This window comes from Rhizobium sp. 42MFCr.1, assembly GCF_000377185.1.
GTDB lineage: Bacteria > Pseudomonadota > Alphaproteobacteria > Rhizobiales > Rhizobiaceae > Rhizobium > Rhizobium altiplani.
Map to the genome: position 1 here is coordinate 151,669 of NZ_KB897826.1, position 26,098 is coordinate 177,766.

Sequence of the window (26,098 nt, forward strand, 5' to 3'; positions counted from 1 at the left end):
CATCGAAGACTGCGCGGGCCTCAGGGGCCGGAGCGGATACTCCCGCAAATCAATGGCGATGGCAACGGGTAGCTAAGAGCGTAGGTTCGATGCGCTGCCCGGAATTGATCTCCGGATGCATCCTCACTCGTCCGGGCTATGGCTCGGACATCAACACAGCCCGCCCGGTTCGCCGTGGCGCGCTTTGTCGTAGCCAGCATTCGTGGGTGCCCGGCAGGAAGGTTACCACCGTCGGCTAGTGCGGCGCACGTCGACGATGCGCCCATCCCTTTGACGGACCCCTATCTCGTAGCGGTTCCCATTGCGGATTGCGCGATAGGTAAAGTACCTCCCGCGGCAATTATCCCGAATGACGTCGCGAAATCCCCGGGTACGAAGCAGCCTCGCACCCTGAAGGCAGGTTATCGGTCGCCCGTGGTTCAGGCTGCTGCCGGAGCCGATGATGATCTGAGCGCTCGCTTCTTGGGGAAGCGCGACCGGTGAGACGAATACGACCAGAGCAAGTGCACATGAGAGAAGCGAAGATCCGAGTATAGCCTTGAGACTCATAACATCCTCCGGGTTAGCCCGCCTGAGTAAGGCAGGGCATGAGAAAATCGCCTAAGTTGTGGCTCAATACAAGTGATGACTCGACGACCCAGCCGGGGGAGTACGCTCATCAAACTCTAACGAACCTGCCACGCCTCTCAACGCGGCTTTACAAGGTGGCAAAACGCCCCCGCGATATCTAACTAGAACGGATAACTTAACACGGCCCGATTGCAAGAGCATGCTTGCTTTGATGGTGAACGGGACAAACACTAGTAGTTTCTGGCAGGGGGGCGTCTGCGGCGCCGCCGGCAGCCTGTTGTTCAATGCCTGGATCGTGCCGTTCCTCACACGAGCCTTCGACAAAGTCGGTGCCGGGCCCGAAGAGGTGGCTGATGCCGTTTTCCGATGGATCGAGCAATACATAGACCTCGGTATCTCGAGTGGGGCAACTTGTGGAGTGCTCCCGACCCGGATTTCCTTCGACTTGTCTACTACGCGTTGCAGGTTGCGTTCCCGGCTACAGCAATCCTCATCGGTCTGCAGATAAGGCATCTAGTTGTACGCTTCTGGCCCCAAGGGCCATAAATATGATCGCGCCAGAGAGCCCGTCGCCTGTCCTCTTTCCAACGGGCGAGTACAGGTTCATCATGCCATGGGATGCTTGCCGCCGCTTAGCTGTTGCAGTAGACCCCCGAGCCCGGAACTTGGCATTGGAAAACTTTGGCGGTCAGGCTTTGTAGGATGCTCAATTGGAGAGTTCCATGACCCGCTTGCACAAGCCAATCGCAGCACTCGCTTTTCTCTTGCTCACTGCAATCAGTTCGTCATGTACCACCGGTGGGCCGGGAGCCCGCTCGCTAAATGAACCCGCGAACCCCGCCTGCGCAGATGGCTTCACGCCCAAAGGCGGCGGTTCATGTGACTTTTGAGATCTGGGAAAGATGGAGATTGCCCACTACCGGTCGAGTTCCTATCAGACGCGAAGGCCAAGGGATCGATGAGGGTGTATCACATCGTCGCTCACGCGGGCATCCTTTGAGCAAGCAGAACGTTTCAATCTAACGTGAAAGGGTTCTAAGCGTCGGCCGTCACCTCTGCCGTGCCCGCCAGCGGGTCCTCGTCGAAGCTAGCGGCGCGCTTTGGCTTCATGAGCGGCTCCGGTTTGACCGGCTGCGAGAAAAGCATGTCGCGGCCGGCCTGCAGTCCTTCGGTGACCTGGAGCACGAGGCGCGCCTCGTCGCGTTTGCGGATATCCTCGCCGATTTCATAGGCCTCCGCTTCGCCGACGCCCAAGGCTTCGAGCGTTCGCCGGCCGAAGAGCAGGCCTGACTCCAGCGTTTCGCGCAGTTCGTAGTCGACGTTGAGGTTGCGCAGCGCTATCGAGTGGATGCGGTCGTAGGAGCGCACGAAGAGCTTTGCGTGTGGATAATCCGCCTGCACCAGTTCGACGATCTTGTCGGTGATCTCGCGCTTCTGCGTGCAAACAACAACGATCTTCGCCCGGTCGATGCCGGCGGCCCTGAGCACGTCCTTTCGGGTGCCGTCGCCGAAGTAAATCCGGAAACCGAAAGAGGAAGCCTGCCGGATGCGATCGGCTGAAAAGTCGATGACGGTCACGGCGCGCCCGCCGGCGAGCAGAATCTGGGCGGCGATCTGTCCGAAACGCGAAAAGCCGACCATCAGCACATCCGCGCCGGCACCTTCGAAATCCTCGTCCAGTTGTTCTTCCTGATTGCCCGACAGCAGCCGCTTGGCGAGCATCGTTCCGATCGGCGTGAGGGCCATCGACAGGGTGACGATCGCAATCAGCAGCGAGGCGGTACTCGTCGGCATCAGGCCGGAAACGGCAGCGGCCGAAAACAGGACGAAGCCGAATTCGCCGCCCTGCGGCAGCAGAAAAGCGATCCTGATAGCGTCGTCATGCGGCGAGCCGGTTGCGCGGCAGAGTACGTAGATCACCAAGGCCTTCGCTGCCATGACAACAGGCACGGCGACGATGATGAAGAGTGCGTTGTCTCTGAGTACCTCGAGCTGGATCGAAAGCCCGACGGCGATGAAGAAGATAGCGAGCAACACGCCGCGGAAGGGCTCGATGTCCGCTTCCAGCTCGTGGCGATAGGAGGATTCGGCCAGCATCACGCCAGAAAGGAAGGCGCCCATGGCCATCGACAGTCCGGCAAGCTGCATCAGGCTCGCCGATCCCATCACCACGAAGAGAGCGGCGGCGATCATCGCCTCGCGGGCCCCGGTGCGGGCGATGATCTGAAAGAGCGGTGTCAGCAAGTAGCGTCCCATGACGATCATCGCGCCGACAGCACCAATGGCGATCGCGAAGTCCAGCAGGGGCGTTCCGCTGCCCTTGCCGCCGTTGAGAATACTGATCAGGGCCAACAGCGGCACGATCGCAAGGTCCTGAAACAGCAGCATCGAGAACGAGCGCTGCCCGTAGCGCGTATTCACGTCGCCTTCATCCTCGAGGATTTGCATCGCGAAGGCGGTGGAGGAGAGAGCAAGCCCGAAACCCGCAACGATGCTGCCACGCCAGTCGAGAACGCCGGAAAGGCCGCTCAACAGCGTCAGCAGTAGACCGGTCGCCACCACCTGCGCGGTTCCGAGCCCGAAGATGTCACGCCGCATTTGCCAGAGGCGCGAAGGCTTCAGCTCAAGCCCGATGATGAACAGGAGGAAGACGACGCCGAGTTCGGCAACATCCAGGATCTCTTCGCCATCCGTCAATCCATGGAAGATCGGGCCGATGACGACGCCGGCAGCCAGGTAACCGAGCACCGTTCCGAGACCAAGGCGCTTGAAGATGGGCGCCGAAACCACGGCGCCGCCGAGGAGCAGGATCGTCTCGGCGAAGAGAGTGTTGGGCTCTGACATCAGGCGAGTTTCTTTCAATGCGGGGAGGCATACAAGCGGCGGGCAAAAGAATCGGCTCACGCGACCTTGATGCTTTTCGTAGTGCACAATAAATGGAACGCGAAGGAAAGGCCAAATCATGTCTTCAGAAATCGACTCCTCGACGCTTCTTTCCCGCGCAAGCCAATTGATCGACCTGGCAAAGAAGGCTGGCGCCGATGCCGCGGATGCGGTGGTCGTGCGCTCGCGATCGCAATCGGTCAGCGTGCGCCTCGGCAAGGTCGAGAGCACGGAATCGTCAGAAAGCGATGATTTCTCGCTGCGCGTCTTCATCGGTAAGCGCGTTGCCAGTGTCTCGGCAAATCCGGGCTTCGATCTTTCTGCTTTGGCCGAGCGGGCCGTGGCGATGGCCAAGGTGTCGCCGGAAGACCCGTTCGCCTGCCTGGCAGACGAGGACAGGCTTGCGAATTCCTATCCGGATCTCGAGCTCCTCGATACGACCGAGGTGTCGTCCGACCAACTCCGCGAAGCCGCCCTCGAGGCGGAAGCCGCGGCCCTTGCCGTCAATGGCGTGACCAATTCGTCCGGCGCCGGAGCCTCGGCCGGCATGGGTGGCCTTGTTCTTGTCACCTCCCACGGTTTCCAGGGCAGCTACATGGCCTCGCGTTTCGGCCGATCCGTCAGCGTCATCGCCGGCGAAGGCACGGCGATGGAACGCGACTATGATTTCGACAGCCGCATCTATTTCGGCGAGCTGGATAATGCCGCCGAGATCGGCCGCCGGGCCGGCGAGCGCACGGTCAAGCGCATCAACCCGCGCCAGGTGGATACTGGCAAGGATATCACCGTCGTTTTTGATCCCCGTGTTGCTCGTGGCTTCGTCGGACATATTGCCGGGGCCATCAATGGCGCCTCCGTTGCACGCAAGACCAGTTTCCTGCGCGACAAGATGGGGCAACAGGTCTTGAAGGCGGGGCTCTCGATCTCCGACGATCCGCTGATCGTACGTGGCCCGTCGTCGCGCCCCTTCGATGGCGAGGGCGTATCCGGCGAACGACTTCTGATGATCGAGGACGGTGTTCTCAAGCACTGGTTCCTCTCCACCTCGACGGCCCGCGAGATCGGAATGGAAACCAACGGCCGCGGGGTGCGCGGCGGCAATTCGGTGACGCCATCCGCGACGAACCTCGCTCTCGAGCCGGGCGACATTTCACCCGAGGACCTGATCCGCGGTGTCGGTAACGGCTTCTATGTGACCGAGCTGATCGGCCATGGCGTCAACATGATCACCGGCGAATACAGCCGCGGCGCGACCGGCTTTTGGATCGAGAATGGCGAACTGACCTTTGCCGTGTCTGAAGTGACGATCGCTTCGAACCTCAAGGACATGTTCATGCGGGTTACGCCGGCAAACGACATCGACCGCAAGTTTGGTGTCGCCGCTCCGACGCTTGCGATCGAGGGAATGACGCTCGCCGGGCGCTGATGGATTGGATTGCCGAAATGACTGACGTGGACACAGCCCTCTGGCGGAGCGATCTGGAATTGATCGCAGATGCTGCCAGGCAGGCCGGCAAAGTCGCACTCGGCTATTTCAATCAAGCGCCTGAGGTCTGGTGGAAGAACGAGGGGCGATCGCCCGTCAGCGCCGCCGATTTCGCGGCCAACCGGACGCTTGAATCCATTCTCCGCGCAGCCCGGCCGGATTATGGCTGGCTTTCGGAAGAAACTGAAGACAGCGTCGATCGGCTCTCACGGGACACGCTGTTCATCATCGACCCGATCGACGGCACGCGGGCATTCCTGGCGGGAATGGATCTGTGGTGCGTGAGCGTCGCGGTCGTGCGCCACGGGCGACCTGTCGCCGGCGTTCTCTACGCTCCTGCTCTGGAAGAACTCTTCGAGGCGGTCGAAGGTGGCGTGGCCCTGAAGAACGGGCGGCCGATTACTGTATCGACAAAACCGCTCGATGCACCAGGGCGCTTTGCCATCGCGGAGGATGTGCTCAAGGCATTCCCGGAACCGTTCAAGCATCGCATCGAGCGCGTGAAGCACGTGCCGTCCCTTGCCTATCGCATTGCCATGGTTGCCGACGGTCAAATTGACGGCACTTTCATCAAGCACAATTCACATGATTGGGATCTCGCGGCCGCGGATCTCATACTCGAGCGCGCCGGAGGCCGGCTGGTTGATCTCCGCGGGGACGTGCCGCTCTATAACCGCATGCAGGTCAGCCATGGCGAACTCTGCGCCGCCGCTGGGCCGCGACTCGCCGATCTTATAACCGGGATCGGTGAACGACGAGGCAGTTGACGTTTCCGTCAAAATCCCTCAGATGAAGCGGCGGAGGAGAATAGAGCAGAAAGAGAAGAAAATGACGGAATCCGGCGGCAAAAAGCAGCTCTTGCATCTCGTATTCGGCGGCGAACTGGAAAGCTTGGACGATGTTCAGTTCAGGGACCTCAAGGATCTCGATATCGTCGGCATTTATCCGGACTATGCCACGGCATTGACGGCCTGGAAGTCAAAGGCGCAATCGACTGTGGATAATGCGCATATGCGCTACTTCATCGTCCACATGCACCGTTTGCTGGACCCGGAAAGCAAGTCTGCGCAGTAACCCTCCCCCGGGCGCGGCTCGCTAACAGCCGTGAGCCGACTGACTGCCTGACGCATTCTGAACAAACTGATCGGCCATTGCGGCCGCAACAATAATTGGGAATGGGTTGATGTCGATCATTTGTGATCGGAGATTTGGCAGATGAGCGGTCGCATGGCGCGGTTTGCGCTGGGCGCCTATCAGGCAACGGGAACGTTGCTGACGCCGTTCGTCGGAGGGTACCTCGCCTATCGGGCCGCGAAGGGCAAGGAAGACCGTGCGCGCCGTTTGGAGCGCTCGGGCTATGCCAGCGCCGACCGTCCGGCCGGACCGCTGGTCTGGTTCCATGCCGCAAGCGTCGGTGAAACCAACGCCGTCATTCCGCTGATCCGCGAAATTCGCCGCCGCGACATCCACGTCATTCTGACCACCGGAACCATCACGTCCGCCAAGCTGGCCGCTGAGCGCATCGGCAACGAAGCGATCCATCAGTACGTGCCGCTCGACCTCAAGCCCGCCGTCAGCCGTTTCCTTGAATATTGGCAGCCGGACTGCGTACTGATCGCTGAGTCCGAAATCTGGCCGGCGACCCTGATGGAACTTGGCCGCCGCCGCATCCCGCAGATCCTCGTCAACGCGCGCATGTCGGACCGCTCCTTCGCGCGATGGAGTCGGCGTCCGGCACTTGCGGAAGCCCTGTTCGAGAACCTGGCGCTTGTTATTGCGCAATCGGATGTCGATGCCGAGCGCTTCCGCGATCTCGGCGCGCGCCACGTCATGATGTCGGGCAATCTCAAGGTCGATACCGACGCCCCGCCTTACGATGCTGCGGTATTCGCCGACTACAAGAAGCAGCTCGGCGGCCGCAAGACCTGGGCAGCGATCTCCACCTTCGACGGTGAGGAAAAGGCCGCAGGCATCGTCCATCGGGCGCTGAAGGAGCGGGACGAGCAGTTGACGATCATCGTGCCGCGGCATCCGGAACGCGCCGACGACATCGAAGCCGAGCTCGTCAAGCTGGGTCTCAAGGTCGCCCGCCGCACGCGCGGTGATGCGTTGGCCCCTGATGTCGATATCTTCCTAGGCGATACGATCGGCGAAATGGGCCTCTACCTGCGCCTGACGGAGGTTGCTTTTGTCGGGCGCTCGCTGTTTGCCGAAGGTGGGCAAAATCCGCTGGAGCCGGCGATGCTCGGTTGCGCGGTGCTGTCGGGCAGCAACGTGCAGAACTTCCGCGAAGCCTATCAGAAGCTGGCGCGGCGCGGCAGCGCGCGCATGGTCCGCGATACGGAGATGCTTGCCAAGGGCGTCCACTATTTGCTCACCAACGACGGAGCGCGTCGCACCATGATCGAAGCCGGGATCGGCGCCGTGCAAGAAATGCGGGGCGCGTTGACGGCGACGGTGAAGGGCTTGGAGCCCTATATCAATCCGCTCACCGTGAAGGCGAGGCTGCTGCCGAAGGCGGCTTTGCAGCGCTGAGGGCAGGGCGGCTATGAAGGCAATCAAGGGAATACTTTTCGACAAGGACGGCACGCTTCTCGACTACGACGAGAGCTGGCTGCCGGTGAACCGCGAGCTAGCGCGCATCGCTTCGGAAGGCGATCCCGAACTCGCGGACCGGCTGCTTCTGGCTTGCGGCATGGATCCCGTCAGCGGCCACATCGTTCCCGACAGTCTGCTGGCGGCCGGCAACACGCGCCAGATTTCGGAGGGGCTCGTCGCGGCCGGCTCGATGCTCGACGTGATCGAGCTGACGATCAAGCTGGACGAGCTCTTTTCTCATGCCGCCGAGTTTTCCGTAGCGGTCACTGATCTGGCCGCCTTTTTCGGTCGGCTGCATGCACGCGGCTTTCGCCTCGGTGTCGCCTCGAGCGACAACGAGCGCTCGATCAGGCAAACCGCCCAGCGCTTTGGCTTTGCGCCCTTCATCGACTATGTGGCCGGATACGATAGTGGCTTCGGCACCAAGCCGGAACCGGGCATGGTGCTTGGTTTCTGCACGGCGACAGGCCTTGATCCCTCCGAGGTCGCCGTTGTCGGCGATAACAACCACGATCTGCACATGGGCCGCAACGCCAAGGTCGGCGTGACCGTGGCCGTACTGACTGGCACCGGATCGCGTGAAACGCTCGCTGCCGCATCCGATTACTGCCTGAACGACATCACCGAGCTTGAAGGCCTGCTGCCCGACCGTCAGCTTGCTTGATTGACCAAGGGCTTGCTTTTTCTTGAAATTTACCTTCTCTTTCCGCCCGGTCGAGGACACAGCCCGTCAGCATGACGCTCGGGGTCCGAAAGGCAGGGCGGGGAAAATGGTATCCGAAGCGCCACCCTTCTGGTGGTCGAAAGCCGATTGGCGTGCCTGGGCGCTCTATCCGATTTCCTTCCTGTATGGGCGTGCGGCCGGCTATCGGATGGCCAACGCCAAGCGTGCCTCGGTTCCCGTGCCCGTTATCTGCGTCGGCAATTTCACCGTCGGCGGCGCCGGTAAGACGCCGACGGCGCTGACGATCGCCCGCGCGGCAAAGGCAAAGGGGCTGAAGCCTGGTTTTCTGAGCCGTGGCTATGGCGGTTCCCTCGATGTCACGACTGTTGTCGATCCGGTTCATCACCGCGCCCTGGCTGTCGGGGACGAACCTCTGCTTCTCGCTCGAGAGGCGCTCACCGTGATTTCCCGCCGCCGTGTCGAAGGGGCCCAGCGCCTCGTCAAGGAAGGCGTGGACCTGATCATCATGGATGACGGTTTTCAGACCGCTCGCCTGGCGATCGACTATGCGTTGCTGGTCATCGACGCCACGCGTGGCCTCGGCAATGGCCACATCGTTCCCGGTGGTCCTGTACGCGCGCCCATCCGTCAGCAGTTGCGCTACGCGACAGCCCTTTTGAAGGTTGGCGGGGGCGAAGCGGCCGACAATATCGTTCGGATCGCGGCGCGCGCCGCCAAACCCTATTTCACGGCTTCCCTGAAGGTGTGCGACAGCGCCGATCTTTCCGGTCGCAACGTGCTGGCCTTTGCCGGTATTGCCGATCCGTCGAAATTCTTCCGCACCGTCGAATCCGTCGGCGGGCATATCGCCGCTCGCCGCTCGTTCGGTGATCACGAGCATCTGACCGATGACGAGATCGACGACATTCTGACAACGGCAGAGAGCGACGGCCTTCAGATTGTCACGACGTCGAAGGATTTCGTCCGGCTCGCCGGCCATCATGGCAAAGCCGAGGAACTCGCGGCGAAATGCCGGGTGATTGAGGTGGAGATGGCCTTCGAGGATGCTCTGGCGCCAAGTCTCATCATCGATCGGGCCATCAATGCCTGCCGCGACCGGCGCTTGAAGGAAGGGCGGAAGGCCTAATCGGAAAATCTCGGGGTGCCGGTGTTCAGCGTCAGCGCTTCTGGTTCGGCAAAACGCCAGCGCGCTTGTCAGCCTCCAGCGAGGCTACGGCATCGGCGTAGGGCTCCTGGCGCGCGACGCTCCAATAGCGCAGCTCGTCGAGCGGGATCTGCTTGCCGGTAATTGCACATACGACGTAGGAGCCCGGCGACAGGATCTGAAAATCCGCATCGAGATAGCGTATCTGCGCTTCGCGGTTTCCATTTCCTTCGAACAAGTTCATGCGCTCCATTCCTTGCAGGCTGTCATACCCCTGCCATAACGCGCCGCAGCGGCCTTTTCCAGCTTTTTCAGCTACGGCCGAACAACCGTTCAATATCCGAGAGCTTGAGCTCGATATAGGTCGGTCGTCCGTGGTTGCACTGCCCTGAGCCGGGAGTAACTTCCATTTGACGGAGAAGGGCGTTCATTTCTTCGGGTCGCAGCCGTCGGCCCGAACGCACGGATCCGTGGCAGGCCATGGTCGCTGCAACATATTCCAGCTTGGCCGACAGACCGGAGGCGGTATCCCATTCGGCGATCTCGTCCGCCAGCTGACGGATAAGTCCCGTGGCGTCCACCTCTCCCAGCATGGCAGGTGTCTCACGCACGGCGATCGCGCCGGAGCCGAAGCGCTCGATGGCCAGCCCCAGCTCGCCAAGCTCGGTGGCAAACTGCATAAGCCGATCGCAATCCTCTTCCGGCAGATCGACGATTTCGGGGATGAGGAGCACCTGCGAGGCGAGCCGTTTCGAATGCAGCGCCTTGCGCATCGCCTCGAATACTAGGCGCTCATGCGCGGCGTGCTGATCGACGATTACGAGGCCATCATCCGTCTGCGCCACGATATAATTTTCGTGAATCTGCGCCCGGGCGGCACCCAGCGGATAGCGCTGTGGCGGCTCTTCCGGCGCAACCGGCATTCTTGGGGTAGGGGCGATGTCGCTGCGGGCCGTCGGCGTCGCAAGGCCGTCGAAGGAGGCCTGCGGCCGTTCGCCGAAGCTGCCGTTTGCAGCCTGGTGGAATGGACGCGATGGCGAGGTCGCCGCCGACCAAGGCTGTTGGGGCCGTTGGGCGCCAGGCTGGAAACCGGGCCGGAAGGAGCGCAGCATGCCGTCTGCACCCGTTGTGGCTGCCCGGCTGCCGTCACGCGCCAGCGCCTCGCGCACGGCGCCGACGATCAGGCCGCGCACCAGTTGCGGGTCGCGAAAGCGCACATCCGATTTGGCCGGGTGCACGTTGACGTCGACAAGGGCCGGATCGAGCCTGATCGACAGTACTGCGACCGGATAACGCCCGGCTGGGATGGTCTCGGCATAGGCGCCGCGGATCGCCGACAGGATCAGCTTGTCCTGCACCGGGCGTCCGTTGACGAAGGCATATTGGTGGGCCGAGTTTCCGCGATTGAAGGTCGGCACGCCGGTAAAGCCTGTCAGCGATATGCCCTCCCGCTCCGCATCGATCTCGATCGCATTGTCGCGAAAATCCTTGCCAAGGATCTGCGCCATCCGCGCCAGATGATCGTCACCCGTCGCCGGCAACTCCAGCGTCGTTCGATCAGTCCCCGAGAGCACGAAGCGCACCCCGGGGAAGGCAATCGCCATGCGCTTGACGACCTCGGTGATCGCCGCAGCCTCGGCCTTTTCCGTCTTGAGGAATTTCAGGCGGGCCGGCGTCGCGAAGAAGAGATCGCGAACTTCGACGATCGTGCCCGGATTGCCGGGTGAGGGGCGAAGATGTGTAATTCTCCCGCCCTCGACGGCGATTTCGTTGCCGCCTGCGCTGTCCCGGCGGCGGCTCGAAATGCTGAGCCTGGCTACCGAGCCAATCGATGGCAGCGCTTCGCCGCGAAAACCCAGCGTGCGGATATCGTCCAGCGTATCTGAGATCTTCGAGGTGCAGTGGCGTCGTACGGCAAGCTCCAGATCCGCAACATCCATGCCAGACCCGTTGTCCGAAACCCGCAGCAGGCTCTTGCCGCCGCCCGACGTCGCAACCTCAATGCGCGTCGCGCCTGCGTCGAGGGCGTTTTCGATCAACTCCTTAGCGGCGCTCGCGGGCCGCTCGATGACTTCACCGGCGGCGATTTGATTGATGAGGGTCTCTGAAAGCTGTCTGATGGCCATGCGCCTATTCTCTTGGATTCGCGGGTCCGAGGGAAGGGCGAAAGCGCCACCGCCTTTCCGTTCTGCACGCCCTAATTCCGGCTGCTTAATATTAAGCGCGCCTTAAGACAAAGGTGCCATTTTGCAACTTATTCCGAGGACTGGGTTTAAATCGGACAGATGTGGGACGCGTAGGAATGAGTGCCGGCTTCGAACAAGCGGACACATCATCTGTAAGCAGCGAAATGCCGGCTGAATCAAGCCTGCAGACGGTGCTGTTTGACGCGGTATGCGAGAGCTTGGGCGCCGCATTCATCGTCTATGACAAGACCGACCACATGGTCTTTGCGAGCCGCCAGGTTCTCGATTTCTTTCCGATATCGGCGGCGATGCTGAAGCCGGGGAGGCGGTTGCGGGACTTCCTGGGCGCCATCTACGACACCGGCATCCGCACGCAGTCGGCCAGCAACCAAGGTGCGATGAGCCGTGAGGATTGGCTGTCCCAGAAGATCGCCTCGCACTGGCGCGAGCGCTTCGAGGCCGTCGAGCGGCATGGTGCGGATCGGTGGATCAGGTTTGGCAAGCGGCGCCTTGCGAGCGGCTACGGCGTCTGCGTCATCCAGGACATTTCCGAGAACAAGAAGCGCGAGGAACAGTGGCGCTCCGATCTCGAGCGTGTGCAGCTCACGGAGGATATCCTCGACAACCTGCCGTTCCCGCTCTTCGTCAAGGACCGCAATCTGAATTACGTCGCCGTCAACATCGCCTTCTGCGACAAGTATCAGACGACGGTCGATGAAGTGCTTGGCCGCAAGAGCAGCGACCTGTTCTCCGAGGATGTCGCCCAGCGTTTCGAGGAAAGCGACCGTCATGTTCTGGAGACGGGCGAAATGTCGATTTCCCGTCAGCGGCAGGTCTCCCGCGACGGCGTCGAACGCGACATCGTCACGCGCAAGCACCGGATCGGCAAGCCGGGGCGCTATTTTCTTGTCTCGACCATGCAGGATCTGCCGCGCGACGGCGACGATCTAGAAGAGTTCCGATTCGCATCGACGGTCACGACGTCAAGCAAGAATTCCTATCGGCGCGCCTATGTTCCGATGAGCGGAAACGGCGAACGGCGCGAGCCGGCGGCAATGGAGGCGATCGTCCCGGAGAACTTCTCCGGTCGCAAGATCCTCGTCGTGACATCGGATGTCGTGGCAGAAGGCGCGGCCCTGCGGACCCTCGCCAAATACGGTTTCGAGGCCTGCTCGGTTCGCGGCGAGGACGAGGAGGAACAGTTCCTGGAAATCGCGAGCTCGTCCGGCATCGTGCTCGACCTGCTCGTGATCGACAACCAGCTCGGCATGCGCTGCCTCGAGCTCGCCGAGCAATACGGCATCCCGGCACTGGCGATGGACGGCTTCCAGCTCGCCAATGAGCTCACCTTCCAGATCGCCCGTCATTTCAACCGCAGCAACCGCGGCCAGATGGCCGAAGGCATTGACACCGACTGGGAAATCACTGCCGTGGAGGAGGCGAACACGCTCGACGTGCTCGTTGCCGAAGATAACGACATCAACCAGATCGTTTTCTCGCAGATTCTCGAAGGCCTCGGCTACCGTTACATGATCGCCCCAAGCGGCGATGAAGCCGTTCGCCTCTGGACAGAGCACCAGCCGAAAATCATCCTGATGGATATCTCTCTGCCGGGCTTCAACGGTTTCGAAGCGGCGCGGCTGATTCGCCAGACAGAGGAAGGCGGCAGTGCAAGAACGCCGATCATCGGTGTTCTGACGCAAGCCTTCGAGCGCGATCGAGCTGAGTGCGCAAAGGCTGGAATGGACGACGTAATTATGAAGCCGGTAAGCCCAGATATTCTTCAAGGGATCTTTCAACAGTACCTTGCCCAGGACATCAGACAGGCCAGCATGTGACGAACAAAGCTCGTCAACTCCCTAAATCTTGGGACAAAACACGGTTCCAACGTGACCGATCCACTATCGAATTCTTAAGACTTGCCCGCCATCCTTCCTGCCGTTGGTGCAGTCTGGGTCTGAATGATGATGTCGGCTGAAATGCCTCTGGTGCCCGTAAGTCAGAATGAACTTCAGACAATGGCCTATACCGACCCACTGACCGGGCTCGGCAACCGCTACCGCATGCGCGACCGGATTGCCCAGATCTCAGCCGAACGCGCGAGCGATCCAGCACCATTTACGATCGGCATCGCCAATCTCGATTCCTTCAAGCCGATCAACGATCTTTTCGGCTCATCGGCGGGAGACGAAATTCTCTGCCAGGTCGCCCATCGATTGAAGGCCTGCATTCCCGACGGTGCCCTCGTGACGCGTCATGACGGCGATGAATTTGCCTTTGTCCTGCCGCTGGTGTTCGAGCGGGCCAGCGCCGAGAAGTTCGGCCAGATGATACGCGAAGTCCTGTCGGCGCCGTACGATCTCGGCGACCGCAATGTGCGGCTGTCGGCATCCTTCGGCTTTTCGATCTATCCCTTCGCGGGCGAGGAATTCGACGAACTGCTGAAAAGCGCCGAAACCGCGCTCTACCGTTCAAAACGCCGCGGCCGTGGCCAGATCACCGTCTATTCCCGCGAGATCGCCCAGGAAATGAAGCGCGCGACGCAATTGGAACAGGCGCTGCGCAATGCCATCATCTCCGATGTGATCGACGTGCATTTCCAGCCGATCGTCGCACTTTCCAATAACCAGGTCGTGGGCTTTGAAGCTCTGGCGCGATGGAACGATCCTGATCTTGGCTTTGTGTCACCGGGCGTTTTCGTCCCGCTGGCGGAGGAGCGCGGCTTCATTGATGCGCTGTCCGAGGCGCTCCTGCGCAAGGCGGCCGAGGCTGCCCTTTCCTGGCCGCGCGAACTTTTCCTCTCCTTCAATCTCTCCTCGGCGCAGTTGATGGATCCGGGGACGAGCAGCAGCATCCTGTCGATCCTCGGTCGTGTCGGCTTCGATCCGCACCGGCTCGAACTCGAAATCACCGAGACTGCGGTGATGGGCTCGGCCGACACGGCAAACCGGATCATTGCGGATCTCCGTCAGGCCGGCGTGCGCATTTCGCTGGATGACTTCGGGACGGGTCAATCGAGCCTCGGCCGCCTCCGCGACTTTATGTTCGACAAGATCAAGATCGATCGCGCCTTCGTGTCGCGCATCAATTCCGATCGCGCCTCGGAGCACATCATCAAGGCGATCCTAACCATGTGCGAGGGGCTCGACCTGGAAGTGGTCGCCGAAGGGATCGAGGACTATCTGGAAGCCGTCAAGCTGCGTTCGCTCGGCTGCGGTATGGGGCAGGGCTACCATTTCGGCAAGCCCGCTGACAGCATTGCCACGCTCCGGTTCTTGCACGAGAACTACTACGACACGTCTGATCGCGTCAGCGCCTGAAACTCCGATGGCGCCCTTTCGGACGCCACCGGTTACGCGGTACTCACTGCGCAGCATCTTACTTGTTCGTCGTTGAACCCGTGGCCGTGGTATCCGTTGTACCGCCAGGCGCAGGGGCCTTCTCGGCTGCAATCATCTGAAGCGTCTTGAACTGCGGAGCCGCCTTCAGCGTTTCTGCGGTCTCGGACGTGGTCAGCCTCACTGTGCCGTCCTGCGTGTTCTGAGCGACGGTGATCTTATCCATCGGAACGGCAACATCCTTTTCGCCGATTCCAAGGAAGCCGCCGACGCCGATGATCGCTGCGACCAGGCCGCCGTCCTCCTTCATGATCAGGTCGTTGACCTCACCGATGCTCTCGTTCTGGCCGGTGTAGACCGACTGGCCAATATAGGTGTTGGCACTGATCTGATCGGCGGCCTGCTCCGTTAGATATCCACCACTCGCCTGCGCGGTGTCAGCCGTTGCGGCCGGCGCCGGAGCCTGAGCGGCGTTGTCCATCGGTGCTGTGGCGTCCGGGACCTTCGGCGGAGCTGCCGGGTCGGCCGGTGCGGCCTGTGTTGCCGGAGCGCCTGGTGTTGCCGGCTGAGTCTGTGAGAATGCCGCCGGTGCAAAAGCCGTGGCAAACAGCGCGCTAGCGGCAACGGTCTTCAGGAGTTTGCTTGTCATTTTGAACCTACCTTTGCGTTCCTGAGGGATCTTTAGCCCGCTCCCGCCATGCTCGGCGTTTGCGGCCGGTTCCCTATTGAAATGAACGGGATTTCAATTGGTTCCCGAAAAAAATCGCGCAAAAATTGCTAATTCCACGGAACTTTTAGCTCATACGATGTATGGCCACGCGGGGTTCGGTCGACAAAAAAGGGCGCCAAATGGCGCCCCGTGAAGCCTGATTATGGTTCTTCACATCACGTAAACCGGGTCGAAAACGCCCTTCACCGTAACATCCAGTTCGAGCAGGGAACCCGCCTGCGGTTGCATCGAGCGGGCATGCTCATCGAGCCCCTCCCACGCCGTGGTGACGGCAAGGCGGTCACCGTTTGTCCCGATGAAGGCAGGGCATGACGGCTGTGCCGCCGGCACCTTGTAGCGTGCAATGCGCAGTCCATCAGGGCTGTAGCGATCGACGGTACCGGCACCCCAACGGGCATTCCAGATGTATCCGTCGGCATCCACCACCGAGCCGTCGATGCCACCCGGCTCATCCATCGTGTCCACAAGCACGATCGGCTCGCCTGTCGGGAGACCGGTCTGCGGATCGACCATCACACGCATCAGCCGGCTGATGCGTGTATCGGTGAAGTAGCCCATCGTTCCATCCGGCGAGAAGCAGATCGAATTCGGGATGCTGATGCCATCGAATATCTTGGTTACGCGACCGCCGGCGACGTGGTAGATGGCGCCTGCGCGGCTTTCCGCCCGCTTGCTCATCGTGCCGATCCAGAGCGAGCCGGAGGGGTGGGTGCGGCCGTCGTTCGAGCGGTTTTCCGGTTTGTCGCTTTCAAGAGCTGCATAGAAGGTCAGATTGCCGCTCTTGATATCGCGAATGAAAAGGCCTCGTTCGGTCGCAAGCAGCTGCCGCTCAGGATCGACCCGGGCGAGCACGCTCGCCATCATCGGCAGCGCATGCACCTTCTTCTCTTCCGTCGAAAGGTTCAGCTCGTGCAACTCCTTGCCGAGAATATTGAACCACCAGACCGTGTTGGTGTCCGGATCGTAGGTCGGCCCCTCACCAAGCAAAGAGTTGGTGCTGCAGAGTGTCCTGCCCGCGAACTCATGAATTTCCGTCATATGCCTTAAGCTCCTACGGCTGCGTCATAGGCGTAAATGGTCGCCTTGGCACGCTCGGCAACCTCTGCGGCGGTCATTCCCGGCTTGTAGAGGCTGGTGCCGAGGCCGAAGGCATTTATGCCAGCCTTGGTGTAATCGGAGAAATTCTTGTCCGAAACACCACCAACGGCCGCAATCACGAGCTCCGGCGGCAGAATTGCGCGGATAGCGGTGATGCCCGACGGTCCGAGAACGCTGGCGGGGAAAAACTTCAACCCCGTTGCGCCGGCGCGGGCAGCCGCCAATGCCTCCGTCGGCGTGAAGACGCCCGGCATCGTCACCATACCGTAGTTGCGGGCGAGAATAATGACCTCGGGCTCGACGTTCGGCGTGACCAGCAGTTTGCCGCCTGCCGAATGGAGGCTGTCGACGGCCTCGGTCGTCAGCACGGTCCCGGCCCCGATGAGGCAATCGGCCGGCGCCATCTTTGCGGCAATCTCGATCGACTTGAACGGCTCGGGCGAGTTCAGCGGGATTTCGATGGCGGTCAGACCGTTTTCGATCAGTGCGCCGACCACGCCTTCGGTTTCCTCAGGCTTGATGCCACGTAGAATGGCAATCAGTGGACGCTTCATCGTAGGAAAGGGGATGCGGTTCATCGCTTTGGTACTTTCTCAGTTCGGCCAAATAGTTTTGGCGGCGGCAGCAAGGCCGCCACGGACGGCCGTGTCAGCATCAATGGTGTTGTAGGATAAAGATAATGCCTTGAAGGCCGCTTCATAAAGGCCCTGCAGCCGGCCGGCGGCGACGAGAGTGACGTCGACGCCCGTCCCCGCATCTGACATCGCGCCCGCGATTTCCAGGCCGATCAGGGTCCCGGATATCTTCGCCTGCGCGGCCGCAGCGGTCAGACCATGCAGCAACTGGCCCGAGCGCGCGGTAAAGAAGAGGTTGGTCGCCATCGCGGGTCGGTCATAGGCCGTTTTTACGGCGCTCTCGAAGGCTGCCTCGTCCGCCGGGCTCTGATCGGCACCGGCGATTGCATGCGACAGGATCGTGTGCTTGGAGATCGCGTCGAAAAGTTCGCCGGTCATGAAGCTGGAGAAACCGGTGACACGACCATTCTTGACATGCACCCATTTCGAATGCGTTCCGGGCATGCAGACCGCCTGCGACCCAGTGCTTTGCGGGCCAAGCGCACCGAGGAGCTGTGTTTCCTCGCCGCGCATGACATCTGGCCGCGCCGGATCCCTCTGTGCAAGTCCGGGCAGGATGCGGACGTCCCGGCTCTGGTCGGGGACGGATACGGCGCCGGTCAGGATCGAGGATAGCGATGCCGGGACATCGACATAGCCCGCTTCGACCCATCCCTGTTTCGCACCTGCCATGCCGCAGATGATGACCGGAAGATTTTCCGGCGCATTTACCTTGCCCAAGTGCGAGGCGAGAACCTCGGCAAATCCGGTCTTCGCTGCCGTCGTCATACCTTCATTGCCACGGCTTTCGGCCAGGACGCTGTCATCCTTGCCGATCAGCCAGAGCCGAAAACTGCTCGTTCCCCAATCCACCGCGACATAAGCGGGATCCGCCATCAGAAAATGCCTCCATCGACAATAAGAGATTGTGCGCTCATCGCTGCCGCGCAGCTAGACGCCAGAAACAGGCACGGACCGACGATCGCATCGGCGTGCAGAACCTTCTTGATGCATTGGCGCTGCACCGTTTGCGCAATGCCGTCCTCGGTCAGCCAAAGCTTCATCTGGCGATCCGTGACGATCATGCCGGGCAGAATGCAATTGACGCGGATGTTATCCGGTCCGAGCTTGCCGGCCAGGCTTTTCGTCAGCCCGATCACGCCGGCCTTCGCGGTCGTGTAGGCCGGGAATTCGGGCATGTTGAGGAGAAAGGCGATCGACGACATGTTGATCACCGCGCCGCCGCCAGCGGCACGCATCGAGGGCGCGACGGCTTGCGTGGTGAAGAAGACGTGCCGCAGGTTGGTCGCCTGGTTGTTGTCCCAATATTCCTCGGTCACCGTTTCGAAATCGTGCCGGTCGTCGCGGGCGGCATTGTTGACGAGCACGCTGATCGGACCGGAGTGAGCCACAACCTCGTCGACTGTTCTGCGGATGGCGGCGACATCGCGAAGGTCGGCCTTATGAAAGCGAACGGGATGCAAGGTGTCGCGCGACAGCCTCGCGACGAGGTCATGGCTTTCCGTTTCCGCGATGTCGATGAAGGAAACCTTGGCGCCTTGTCGGGCGAAGCCTTCGACAATCGCTGCCCCGATGCCTGATCCGCCTCCCGTGATCAGGACCGTGCGGTCCCTGAATTCCGGAAACTGCGCAACAATACCCGTCACTATTTCCTCCCGGCTTTCGGTTGTTCTATTATTTGGAACTTAATTTGACTATGTGGAATTATCCGACTACCCTGGCATTTCTGTCAAGGCGTTTGGGGCAACAATGAGTGCGGCAAAAGGGAGTGCGCCCGAGAGGCGCGACACGGGCACCCTCGGCAAGCTGATGGTCCTTCTCGACCTGGTGACCCACGCCGACGGTCCCATGCGCTTCACGGATATACTGGCAGTTGCCGATCAGCCGCGTGGTACGGTCCACCGCCAACTCAGCCATCTCGTGGAGGAGGGCCTGCTCGAGATCGATGCGGAGGGCAGATACTCGCCGGGCTTACGGCTTTTGGACTTCGCGTCTCGCAGTTGGGCGCGCAACGAGTTTCGTCTGGTTGCGGAGCCACATCTTAAGGCTCTCCAGAATTTGACTGGTGAAACGGTCCATCTCGGCGTGCTGCGCGGCACCTCGATCATCTACCTCGACAAGTTCGAAGGGCAGCAGCCCGTCAGAATGTATTCGCAGATTGGTAACGCCTCACCGGTCTATTGCACCGGCGTCGGCAAGGCGGCCCTTTCCATCCTGCCCAGAGAGCGGGTCAGGGCCTTGGTGGCGGACCTCTCCTTCCATCGGTTCACGGCAAACACCCATACGGCCGAGTCGCTTCTTGCTGAGATCGAGCAGATACGGGAGCAGGGCCATGCCTTCGACCGTGAGGAGCACGAGGTCGGGATTCGCTGTATTGCTGCGCCGATCTGGTCAGAAACTCAGTCGCTTGTTGGCGGCGTTTCCGTGACTGGTCCGGCTTACAGGCTCACTATGGAAAGGCTTTCGGAATGGGCGGCTCCGATCCAGCAGTCGGCTGAACGGATCATGGAGGCGATGCGCATCGGGCTTGGTCCGCGTCGCTGAACTGCTGACGGCCGGCTTGGCCTAAAGCACAATATTGAGATTTTCTGACGAATCGTCACAATTGATGCTCGTCAATCCCCCGTCTTGGGGTGTATGTGCTGGTAGATCGTCACCGGCGATACAAACTAGGGACGGCGCGGAGGCGTCGCCGCCCATCAGGCTTCCATCTTTTTTTGAGTTGAACAAGTAAATGACTTCATCGCAGCCAGGATCTTCCGTGGACGTACACGTTAGCGAGATCGCCGGACTGAAAACGCAGTTCGATATTTTCCGCTTCATGAAGAAGGTAACGGAAGCCTATCGGGCGCGGGCCTTTATGGTTTTCAATCTTCCTTCCGTGACAGCACGGGACCTGCAGAGCAGCACGGTCATCTCGAGCTGGCCGGTGGAACTTCTGGCTGCCTACGACCACGAGGGGCTTGTGGCCAATAGCCCGGTCATGAAGAGGCTTCGGACTTCGACAACGCCCTTCTTCAATGACGTGTCGCAAGCGAAACTGGATCGCCCCGACGGGAAGGCGGGCATCGTCAAGGCACTTTTCGAACGCTTTCGCATGATGCGTTGCGCCTATTTTCCAACCCACGAGCCCTCAGGCGGTCGTGGCGCCATTTCATTCTCAGGCGATCGCGAGGCATTCACCGCAGAAGAAATGCGCGAACTCCACTATATCTCCATCCACGTCTTCGACCGGTTGGCGGAGATCCGCAACCATGACAACTGCGTCACCGATACCTTGACCGATCGGGAGATCGATTGTCTGAACTGGACCGCGGCTGGCAAGACCAGTGTGGAGATTGCCGAAATCCTCACCCTGTCCGAGCATACGGTGAACCACTACCTGAACCGCGCGACAAAAAAGCTGGATACGGCAAACCGGACGCAGGCAGTCGCCAAGGCGCTGCGGATCGGTCTCATAAAGTAAGCGTTGCGCAAATTGTGGGCTTGCCAATCATTCGCGCCCAATTTCTCGCCAATTCCGACGACCCCGGCGCCATGCCGCGCCGGCATTGCTGGCGGTTTGCCAATTGGCATGTTTTCTGCTTGCTTACATTCAGCGGTCCAGAGGGGACCTGGCACGACGCCGGATCAACGGCGCGGCCTGCATACCGCCAGCCGATGCCACAGGCCCGACCTCGGGCGTAGGGCGTCGGCGGCGGTTGTTGCCTTTTGAACACGCCGCCGACGGCATCCCTCACGCTTGCTCTTCCCATGGGCATTTTGCGCTGGCCTTTTATGACGCTTGCTCTAGTTCGCAAGGCTTAGCTCGCTATCCTGGAAGGCTGTTGTGACCATCAGGGCGAAAGCCCGGCGGACTTGGTGGACATAGTGGCCTTCCGGTGAGCCTCGCCTCCTCAAATGCGGTCCCGATCGCCGATTTTGTTTGGCGAAGAGGCGGCGCTCCTCTATCTAGAATGCCAAACACAGGCAGTGAGGATGGAATGACGGGCGTCACCAAGGAACAGGTTCTCGAAACGCTGAAGACCGTACGCGGCCCCGATCTCGAGCATGATATCGTCGAGCTCGGTATGGTGTCTGATGTCTTCATTTCCGACGGCAAAGTCTATTTTTCCATCACCGTTCCGGCCGATCAGGCTAAGGAGCTCGAGCCGCTTCGTCTGGCTGCCGAACGGGTCATCAAGGAAATGCCGGGCGTCAAGGGAGCGCTGGTTGCGCTGACGGCAGACAAGAAGGCCGGTTCCGGCTCGGCGCCGGTCTCGCGCCCGCAGCCGCAGGCCGGGCATGACCATCATGGCCCTGCGCACGCCCCGCAACAGCAGCCGCGCGCCGGCAAGCTCGGCGTTCCCGGTATCGGCGCGATCATCGCCGTCGCCTCCGGCAAGGGGGGCGTTGGAAAGTCCACGACGGCCGTCAATCTTGCGCTCGGCCTCCAGGCAAATGGCTTGCGTGTCGGCATTCTCGACGCCGATATCTACGGCCCCTCGATGCCGCGGCTGCTGAAGATTTCCGGCCGCCCCACCCAAATCGATGGGCGCATCATCAACCCGATGGAGAATTACGGGCTCAAGGTCATGTCGATGGGCTTCCTCGTCGATGAGGAGACCGCCATGATCTGGCGTGGCCCCATGGTGCAATCGGCATTGATGCAAATGCTGCGTGAGGTGGCCTGGGGCGAACTGGACGTGCTTGTCGTTGATATGCCGCCCGGCACCGGCGATGCGCAGTTGACGATGGCGCAGCAGGTGCCGCTGGCGGGCGCCGTCATCGTTTCGACGCCGCAGGATCTCGCCCTCGTCGATGCCCGCAAGGGCTTGAACATGTTCAAGAAGGTCGAGGTCCCCGTGCTCGGCATCGTCGAGAACATGAGCTATTTCATCGCGCCCGATACCGGTACCCGCTACGATATCTTTGGTCATGGCGGGGCTCGCAAGGAAGCCGAGCGCATCGGCGTTCCTTTCCTCGGTGAAGTACCGCTGACGATGAACATTCGTGAGACGTCCGACGCCGGCACGCCGCTTGTCGCGACGGAGCCGAACGGCATTGTTGCCGGCATCTATCGCGACATCGCGACCAAGGTCTGGCAGCAGCTCGGCGGGCAGCCGCAGCGGGCCGCACCGGAGATTGTTTTCGAGTGAAGTGCTTCGCTGCCGCTAGACTCCCAATTGCGGAGGAAATGTGGTGAAACGGCGCAGTAAGCGTAAGATGTCTTGATTCTTTCGCAGCTTTCCGTCATATGGCGCGCCGTCGCCATGAGGCGGTTTTTTTGCGAATGCTCGATGATGGCCACCCCGCCGGGGCGGTTAGCTGCATGGTCGGAGTTATCTTGGTCGAAGGATTGGTGACTGCGATGCGGTTGAGCACGTTGCATATCCTGGCGGTTGCCGGATGTGCCAGGAGTCGTATGAACTTTCTTCAATCGCTTTCATTAAGATCGGGAACTTGCATCCCGCGCGCTCTCGCAGGCGGCGCGCCGTGGAAGGGCTTTCGATGAAAACAGCGATGCGCGCAACAAGCCCGGATTGCCGGAGGCCCAACCGGTGATCACGGCCTACTGTTCCAATTGCGAGTCGGTTGACGTTGGCGACCTGTCGCGAGGTACGTTACGCGACGATGTGATGTGGATCGACCTGATCGAGCCTTCGCGCGAAGAGGAGCTTTTCGTTGAGAAAGCTCTCGGCATCGAGGTTCCGACGCGAGACGATCTCAAGGACATCGAGCCGTCAGCCCGTCTCTACGTCGAAAACGATGCCGTCTTCATGACCGCTTCCCTCGTCTGGAAAGCCGAGACAGATGCACCGACGCTGACCGACGTGGCATTCATCCTCGCCGGCAAGCGGTTGGTCACGATCCGCTACGCGCAGCCCAAATCCTTTGCTCTCTTCATTGCCGCGCTCCACCGCGTGCCGCAGCAATGGCGCAGCGGTGCCGCATTGCTGGCAAAGCTTTTCGAAACGATCATCGATCGCACTGCCGAGATACTGGAGCAGTCCGTTGCCCGCATCGACATCCTGTCGACGCATGTCTTCGGCGATCGCGCCAGGAAGGTGCGCAAGCCGTCGAACTATCTGGAAGAGAAGCTCCGGGACATTGCGGGCCATCATCGCATCGTGAGCAAGGTCAGGGACAGCCTCGCCTCGTTGTCCCGCCTCATGACCTTTTTCTTCACCATCCCGGCAGTTCAGCAGGATCGCGACACCAAGGAACTGTGCAAAACGGTCTCGCGCGACATCCAGTCGCTCAACGAGCATGCCTCCTTCATCGCCGGCAACATCACGTTCCTGCTCGACGCCTCGCTCGGCCTGATCAACATCGAGCAGAACTCGATCATCAAGATATTTTCGATCGCGTCCGTGGTGTTCTTGCCGCCGACGCTAGTCGCCTCCATCTACGGTATGAATTTCGAGTTTATGCCGGAACTGCACTATGCCCACGGATATCCGTTTTCGATTGGGCTAATGGTGCTGTCCGCCGTTATTCCCTTCTTCTTTTTCCGATGGAAAGGCTGGCTCTGAAGAGCCTGTTTTCATTTCATGCACGAAGGTAGCCATACACACGAACGACACATGAAGCCGCGCAAGCTGGCCTACCTTGCGCTCGGCTCCATTGGCGTCGTCTACGGCGATATCGGTACCAGCCCGCTGTACGCGTTCCGCGAAGCCCTTAAGCCCGTCATGGTCGACGGCCTCACCCGCTTCGAGGTGATCAGCCTCATCTCGCTGATGATCTGGACCCTGACCATTATCGTCACCATCAAGTACGTGCTCTTCCTGCTGCGCGCGGACAACGAAGGCGAAGGCGGCACGCTTTCCCTGCTGGCGTTGCTGATGAAGACGGCAAATGGACATACCGCGCTACTGATGTTGCTTGGCCTGGTCGGCGCGGCGCTGTTCCTCGGCGACGCGATGATCACGCCGGCTCTCTCAGTGCTATCGGCTGTCGAAGGTCTGAAGCTCGTGGCTCCAACTCTGACGAGTTACATCGTACCGATCTCGGTCTTCATCCTGGCTCTGCTATTTGTCGTCCAGTCTCGAGGGACCGGGGCCGTCGCCCGCTTTTTCGGGCCGATCATGGCGCTCTGGTTCATCGTGATGGCGGCCGCCGGCATTTCTCACATCTCGGATGATTTTGGCATCCTTGCCGCTTTCAACCCTTACTATGCCGTTAGCTTCCTGCTGCATGAGGGGTTCTACGGCGTGGTCGTGCTTGGCGCGGTCTTCCTAAGCGTGACCGGTGCCGAAGCGCTTTATGCCGATCTCGGGCACTTTGGTCGCCGGCCGATCCAGTGGGCATGGTTTGTACTGGTTTTCCCGGCATTGACACTGAACTATCTGGGGCAGGGCGCTCTAGTGCTCGGCAATCCCGCGGCCGTGTCCGATCCGTTCTTCCTGGCCTTTCCGCAATGGGCGCTGCTGCCGGCCGTCATTCTCGCGACCGCGGCCACCATCATTGCCAGCCAGGCGGTCATCACCGGTGCCTTCTCGCTCGTCCGCCAGGGCATCAACCTCGGCTTCCTGCCACGCATGGAAATCCTCTTCACCTCGGAGACGAATACCGGGCAGATCTTCTTGCCCTCCGTTAATGCGTTGCTGTTCGTCGGCGTCATCTTCCTCGTCATCAGCTTCAAGACGTCGGACGCGCTGGCCATTGCCTACGGCATCTCGGTTACGGGCGCGATGGTCGTCACTTCGATCATGGCCTTCGAGTTCGTGCGCGCGCGATGGAACTGGTCGATTCCGGTCGCCACGTTGGCGCTTGCCCCGCTGCTCTGCCTGGAAATGATCTTCTTGGGTGCAAACCTGCTGAAGATCCACGACGGCGGTTACATTCCGATCCTGATGGCGACCGCCTTTACGATCCTCATGTGGACCTGGCGTCGCGGCACGGCCCTCCTGATGGAGAAGACGCGCCACACCGATATCCCGCTCGCCTCTTTTGTCAGCTCGATCGAGCGCAAGAGCGATCATTCGCCCGCCCAGGTACCCGGTACCGCGATCTTCCTGACGAGCGATCCGGAATCGGCGCCCGCGGCCTTGCTGCACAATCTGAAGCACAATCACGTTCTGCACGACAAGAACGTGATCCTCACGATCCGCACCATCAACAAGCCGCGCGTTGCGAGCGCCGATCGCTACAAGGTCGAGCAGATCTCGGAGCGGTTCTCGCGCGTCGAGCTCATGTTCGGCTTCATGGAGTCGCAGAACGTCTCGCAGGCCTTGGCGACGTTGCGCAAGACCGGCCTGAAGTTCGACATCATGTCGACCTCATTCTACCTCGGCCGCCGCAAGCTCGTTCCCGATGCGAAGTCCGGCATGCCTTATTGGCAGGACCGTCTTTATATCGCGCTTGCCAATGCCGCGGCCAATCCGTCGGACTATTTCCGCCTGCCGGCAAACCGCGTGGTGGAACTCGGCTCGCACGTCATTATCTAGAAGAGCAAATGCGCTTCTAAAAAGCCCGGTCAGAAATGACCGGACCCGCCGAAGCAGGCCTTATACATTGCGAGGCCGGTGCATCGGTTATGATGCACCGGCCTCGTTTGCCATTGAGGTGATTGCAACACCGCAGTGACGATGCGCAGAGCGGTTGGTCCTAGCGGGCCTGAACTTTCGTTCGTAAAAAAGCAGAACCCTTTGCGCATTTCGAGGCTTCGTCGAACCGTTGAGAGAGCTTCGCGCTCGCGTATAAGGGAGACATCGCCTCATGACCTATACTAGCCGCTTTATCGGCATCGACATATCGAAA

21 protein-coding genes are annotated in these 26,098 nt (G+C 60.7%); 13 read left to right on the top strand and 8 right to left on the bottom strand.

The features are described 5' to 3' along the window. Nucleotides 1–1,605 precede the first annotated feature (1,605 nt). On the bottom strand, nucleotides 1,606–3,414 hold the full coding sequence (locus tag C934_RS0111820; RefSeq protein ID WP_026371755.1) for a monovalent cation:proton antiporter-2 (CPA2) family protein: 1,809 nt from the start codon (nucleotides 3,412–3,414) through the stop codon (nucleotides 1,606–1,608). A gap of 118 nt (nucleotides 3,415–3,532) precedes the next feature. Here C934_RS0111820 and C934_RS0111825 point away from each other — a divergent pair, with 118 nt between their 5' ends. The 6 genes from C934_RS0111825 (at nucleotide 3,533) to lpxK (ending at nucleotide 9,348) form a co-directional block, all read left to right on the top strand. Continuing rightward, nucleotides 3,533–4,879 (top strand): TldD/PmbA family protein, encoded by a 1,347-nt coding sequence (locus tag C934_RS0111825; RefSeq protein ID WP_018856929.1) that lies wholly within the window; start codon nucleotides 3,533–3,535, stop codon nucleotides 4,877–4,879. Between the two features lie 17 nt (nucleotides 4,880–4,896). Continuing rightward, nucleotides 4,897–5,706 (top strand): 3'(2'),5'-bisphosphate nucleotidase CysQ, encoded by an 810-nt coding sequence (locus tag C934_RS0111830; RefSeq protein ID WP_026371756.1) that lies wholly within the window; start codon nucleotides 4,897–4,899, stop codon nucleotides 5,704–5,706. Nucleotides 5,707–5,767: 61 nt separating this feature from the next. Continuing rightward, nucleotides 5,768–6,013: a DUF4170 domain-containing protein gene (locus C934_RS0111835; protein WP_018856931.1), complete on the top strand. Its 246-nt coding sequence runs from the start codon at nucleotides 5,768–5,770 to the stop codon at nucleotides 6,011–6,013. A gap of 141 nt (nucleotides 6,014–6,154) precedes the next feature. Continuing rightward, on the top strand, nucleotides 6,155–7,474 hold the full coding sequence (gene waaA, locus C934_RS0111840; protein WP_018856932.1) for a lipid IV(A) 3-deoxy-D-manno-octulosonic acid transferase: 1,320 nt from the start codon (nucleotides 6,155–6,157) through the stop codon (nucleotides 7,472–7,474). A 13-nt stretch (nucleotides 7,475–7,487) separates the two neighbouring features. Continuing rightward, nucleotides 7,488–8,201, top strand: coding sequence for an HAD family hydrolase (locus C934_RS0111845; RefSeq protein WP_018856933.1), 714 nt, complete (start codon nucleotides 7,488–7,490; stop codon nucleotides 8,199–8,201). A 106-nt stretch (nucleotides 8,202–8,307) separates the two neighbouring features. Then, nucleotides 8,308–9,348: a tetraacyldisaccharide 4'-kinase gene (gene lpxK / locus C934_RS0111850; protein ID WP_018856934.1), complete on the top strand. Its 1,041-nt coding sequence runs from the start codon at nucleotides 8,308–8,310 to the stop codon at nucleotides 9,346–9,348. A 31-nt stretch (nucleotides 9,349–9,379) separates the two neighbouring features. Here the strand turns inward: lpxK and C934_RS0111855 are convergent, their stop codons facing one another. Both C934_RS0111855 and mutL read right to left on the bottom strand, forming a co-directional pair. After that, nucleotides 9,380–9,610 (bottom strand): DUF2093 domain-containing protein, encoded by a 231-nt coding sequence (locus C934_RS0111855; protein WP_007530431.1) that lies wholly within the window; start codon nucleotides 9,608–9,610, stop codon nucleotides 9,380–9,382. A gap of 67 nt (nucleotides 9,611–9,677) precedes the next feature. Continuing rightward, entirely contained in the window at nucleotides 9,678–11,492 is a 1,815-nt protein-coding gene (mutL, locus tag C934_RS0111860; protein ID WP_018856935.1) for a DNA mismatch repair endonuclease MutL, read from the bottom strand. A gap of 176 nt (nucleotides 11,493–11,668) precedes the next feature. On the opposite strand from mutL, the gene C934_RS0111865 reads away from it, so the two are divergent. Continuing rightward, nucleotides 11,669–13,390, top strand: a complete 1,722-nt coding sequence (locus tag C934_RS0111865; protein WP_018856936.1) for a response regulator — start codon at nucleotides 11,669–11,671, stop codon at nucleotides 13,388–13,390. Nucleotides 13,391–13,513: 123 nt separating this feature from the next. Then, a complete protein-coding gene (locus C934_RS0111870; RefSeq protein WP_025659431.1) occupies nucleotides 13,514–14,872 on the top strand; it encodes a putative bifunctional diguanylate cyclase/phosphodiesterase in 1,359 nt (452 codons plus the stop codon). 58 nt (nucleotides 14,873–14,930) lie between these two features. Here the strand turns inward: C934_RS0111870 and C934_RS0111875 are convergent, their stop codons facing one another. The 5 genes from C934_RS0111875 to C934_RS0111895 all read right to left on the bottom strand — a co-directional run bounded on the left by C934_RS0111875 (nucleotide 14,931) and on the right by C934_RS0111895 (nucleotide 18,999). After that, nucleotides 14,931–15,539, bottom strand: a complete 609-nt coding sequence (locus C934_RS0111875) for a PRC-barrel domain-containing protein (RefSeq protein ID WP_018856938.1) — start codon at nucleotides 15,537–15,539, stop codon at nucleotides 14,931–14,933. A gap of 231 nt (nucleotides 15,540–15,770) precedes the next feature. Next, a complete protein-coding gene (locus C934_RS0111880; RefSeq protein WP_018856939.1) occupies nucleotides 15,771–16,658 on the bottom strand; it encodes an SMP-30/gluconolactonase/LRE family protein in 888 nt (295 codons plus the stop codon). Between the two features lie 5 nt (nucleotides 16,659–16,663). Next, nucleotides 16,664–17,296 carry a 2-dehydro-3-deoxy-6-phosphogalactonate aldolase gene (locus C934_RS0111885; protein WP_018856940.1) on the bottom strand — a complete coding sequence of 211 codons (633 nt, stop codon included), beginning with the start codon at nucleotides 17,294–17,296 and terminating at the stop codon, nucleotides 16,664–16,666. A gap of 15 nt (nucleotides 17,297–17,311) precedes the next feature. Continuing rightward, the gene (locus C934_RS0111890; protein WP_018856941.1) at nucleotides 17,312–18,229 is read right to left on the bottom strand and encodes a 2-dehydro-3-deoxygalactonokinase; all 918 of its coding nucleotides are present in this window, start codon (nucleotides 18,227–18,229) and stop codon (nucleotides 17,312–17,314) included. Continuing rightward, the gene (locus tag C934_RS0111895; RefSeq protein WP_018856942.1) at nucleotides 18,229–18,999 is read right to left on the bottom strand and encodes an SDR family NAD(P)-dependent oxidoreductase; all 771 of its coding nucleotides are present in this window, start codon (nucleotides 18,997–18,999) and stop codon (nucleotides 18,229–18,231) included. The genes C934_RS0111890 and C934_RS0111895 overlap by 1 nt, the downstream gene beginning before the upstream one ends. 103 nt (nucleotides 19,000–19,102) lie before the next feature. On the opposite strand from C934_RS0111895, the gene C934_RS0111900 reads away from it, so the two are divergent. The 5 genes from C934_RS0111900 (at nucleotide 19,103) to C934_RS0111920 (ending at nucleotide 25,785) form a co-directional block, all read left to right on the top strand. Beyond that, a complete protein-coding gene (locus tag C934_RS0111900) occupies nucleotides 19,103–19,897 on the top strand; it encodes an IclR family transcriptional regulator (protein ID WP_018856943.1) in 795 nt (264 codons plus the stop codon). 190 nt (nucleotides 19,898–20,087) lie between these two features. After that, the gene (locus C934_RS0111905) at nucleotides 20,088–20,819 is read left to right on the top strand and encodes a LuxR family transcriptional regulator (RefSeq protein WP_018856944.1); all 732 of its coding nucleotides are present in this window, start codon (nucleotides 20,088–20,090) and stop codon (nucleotides 20,817–20,819) included. Nucleotides 20,820–21,336: 517 nt separating this feature from the next. Next, on the top strand, nucleotides 21,337–22,491 hold the full coding sequence (apbC, locus tag C934_RS0111910; protein WP_018856945.1) for an iron-sulfur cluster carrier protein ApbC: 1,155 nt from the start codon (nucleotides 21,337–21,339) through the stop codon (nucleotides 22,489–22,491). 402 nt (nucleotides 22,492–22,893) lie between these two features. Then, nucleotides 22,894–23,868 carry a magnesium transporter CorA family protein gene (locus C934_RS0111915; RefSeq protein WP_018856946.1) on the top strand — a complete coding sequence of 325 codons (975 nt, stop codon included), beginning with the start codon at nucleotides 22,894–22,896 and terminating at the stop codon, nucleotides 23,866–23,868. An 18-nt stretch (nucleotides 23,869–23,886) separates the two neighbouring features. Next, complete coding sequence (locus tag C934_RS0111920) at nucleotides 23,887–25,785, top strand: potassium transporter Kup (RefSeq protein WP_025659423.1); 1,899 nt, start codon at nucleotides 23,887–23,889, stop codon at nucleotides 25,783–25,785. Nucleotides 25,786–26,098 lie beyond the last annotated feature (313 nt).

What these genes read in the sequence shown, in the direction of transcription:
- C934_RS0111820 (WP_026371755.1), bottom strand. Translation starts at nt 3,414, where the DNA reads ATGTCAGAGCCCAACACTCTCTTCGCCGAGACGATCCTGCTCCTCGGC.
- C934_RS0111825 (WP_018856929.1), top strand. Translation starts at nt 3,533, where the DNA reads ATGTCTTCAGAAATCGACTCCTCGACGCTTCTTTCCCGCGCAAGCCAA.
- C934_RS0111830 (WP_026371756.1), top strand. Translation starts at nt 4,897, where the DNA reads ATGACTGACGTGGACACAGCCCTCTGGCGGAGCGATCTGGAATTGATC.
- C934_RS0111835 (WP_018856931.1), top strand. Translation starts at nt 5,768, where the DNA reads ATGACGGAATCCGGCGGCAAAAAGCAGCTCTTGCATCTCGTATTCGGC.
- waaA (WP_018856932.1), top strand. Translation starts at nt 6,155, where the DNA reads ATGAGCGGTCGCATGGCGCGGTTTGCGCTGGGCGCCTATCAGGCAACG.
- C934_RS0111845 (WP_018856933.1), top strand. Translation starts at nt 7,488, where the DNA reads ATGAAGGCAATCAAGGGAATACTTTTCGACAAGGACGGCACGCTTCTC.
- lpxK (WP_018856934.1), top strand. Translation starts at nt 8,308, where the DNA reads ATGGTATCCGAAGCGCCACCCTTCTGGTGGTCGAAAGCCGATTGGCGT.
- C934_RS0111855 (WP_007530431.1), bottom strand. Translation starts at nt 9,610, where the DNA reads ATGAACTTGTTCGAAGGAAATGGAAACCGCGAAGCGCAGATACGCTAT.
- mutL (WP_018856935.1), bottom strand. Translation starts at nt 11,492, where the DNA reads ATGGCCATCAGACAGCTTTCAGAGACCCTCATCAATCAAATCGCCGCC.
- C934_RS0111865 (WP_018856936.1), top strand. Translation starts at nt 11,669, where the DNA reads ATGAGTGCCGGCTTCGAACAAGCGGACACATCATCTGTAAGCAGCGAA.
- C934_RS0111870 (WP_025659431.1), top strand. Translation starts at nt 13,514, where the DNA reads ATGATGATGTCGGCTGAAATGCCTCTGGTGCCCGTAAGTCAGAATGAA.
- C934_RS0111875 (WP_018856938.1), bottom strand. Translation starts at nt 15,539, where the DNA reads ATGACAAGCAAACTCCTGAAGACCGTTGCCGCTAGCGCGCTGTTTGCC.
- C934_RS0111880 (WP_018856939.1), bottom strand. Translation starts at nt 16,658, where the DNA reads ATGACGGAAATTCATGAGTTCGCGGGCAGGACACTCTGCAGCACCAAC.
- C934_RS0111885 (WP_018856940.1), bottom strand. Translation starts at nt 17,296, where the DNA reads ATGAACCGCATCCCCTTTCCTACGATGAAGCGTCCACTGATTGCCATT.
- C934_RS0111890 (WP_018856941.1), bottom strand. Translation starts at nt 18,229, where the DNA reads ATGGCGGATCCCGCTTATGTCGCGGTGGATTGGGGAACGAGCAGTTTT.
- C934_RS0111900 (WP_018856943.1), top strand. Translation starts at nt 19,103, where the DNA reads ATGAGTGCGGCAAAAGGGAGTGCGCCCGAGAGGCGCGACACGGGCACC.
- C934_RS0111905 (WP_018856944.1), top strand. Translation starts at nt 20,088, where the DNA reads ATGACTTCATCGCAGCCAGGATCTTCCGTGGACGTACACGTTAGCGAG.
- apbC (WP_018856945.1), top strand. Translation starts at nt 21,337, where the DNA reads ATGACGGGCGTCACCAAGGAACAGGTTCTCGAAACGCTGAAGACCGTA.
- C934_RS0111920 (WP_025659423.1), top strand. Translation starts at nt 23,887, where the DNA reads ATGCACGAAGGTAGCCATACACACGAACGACACATGAAGCCGCGCAAG.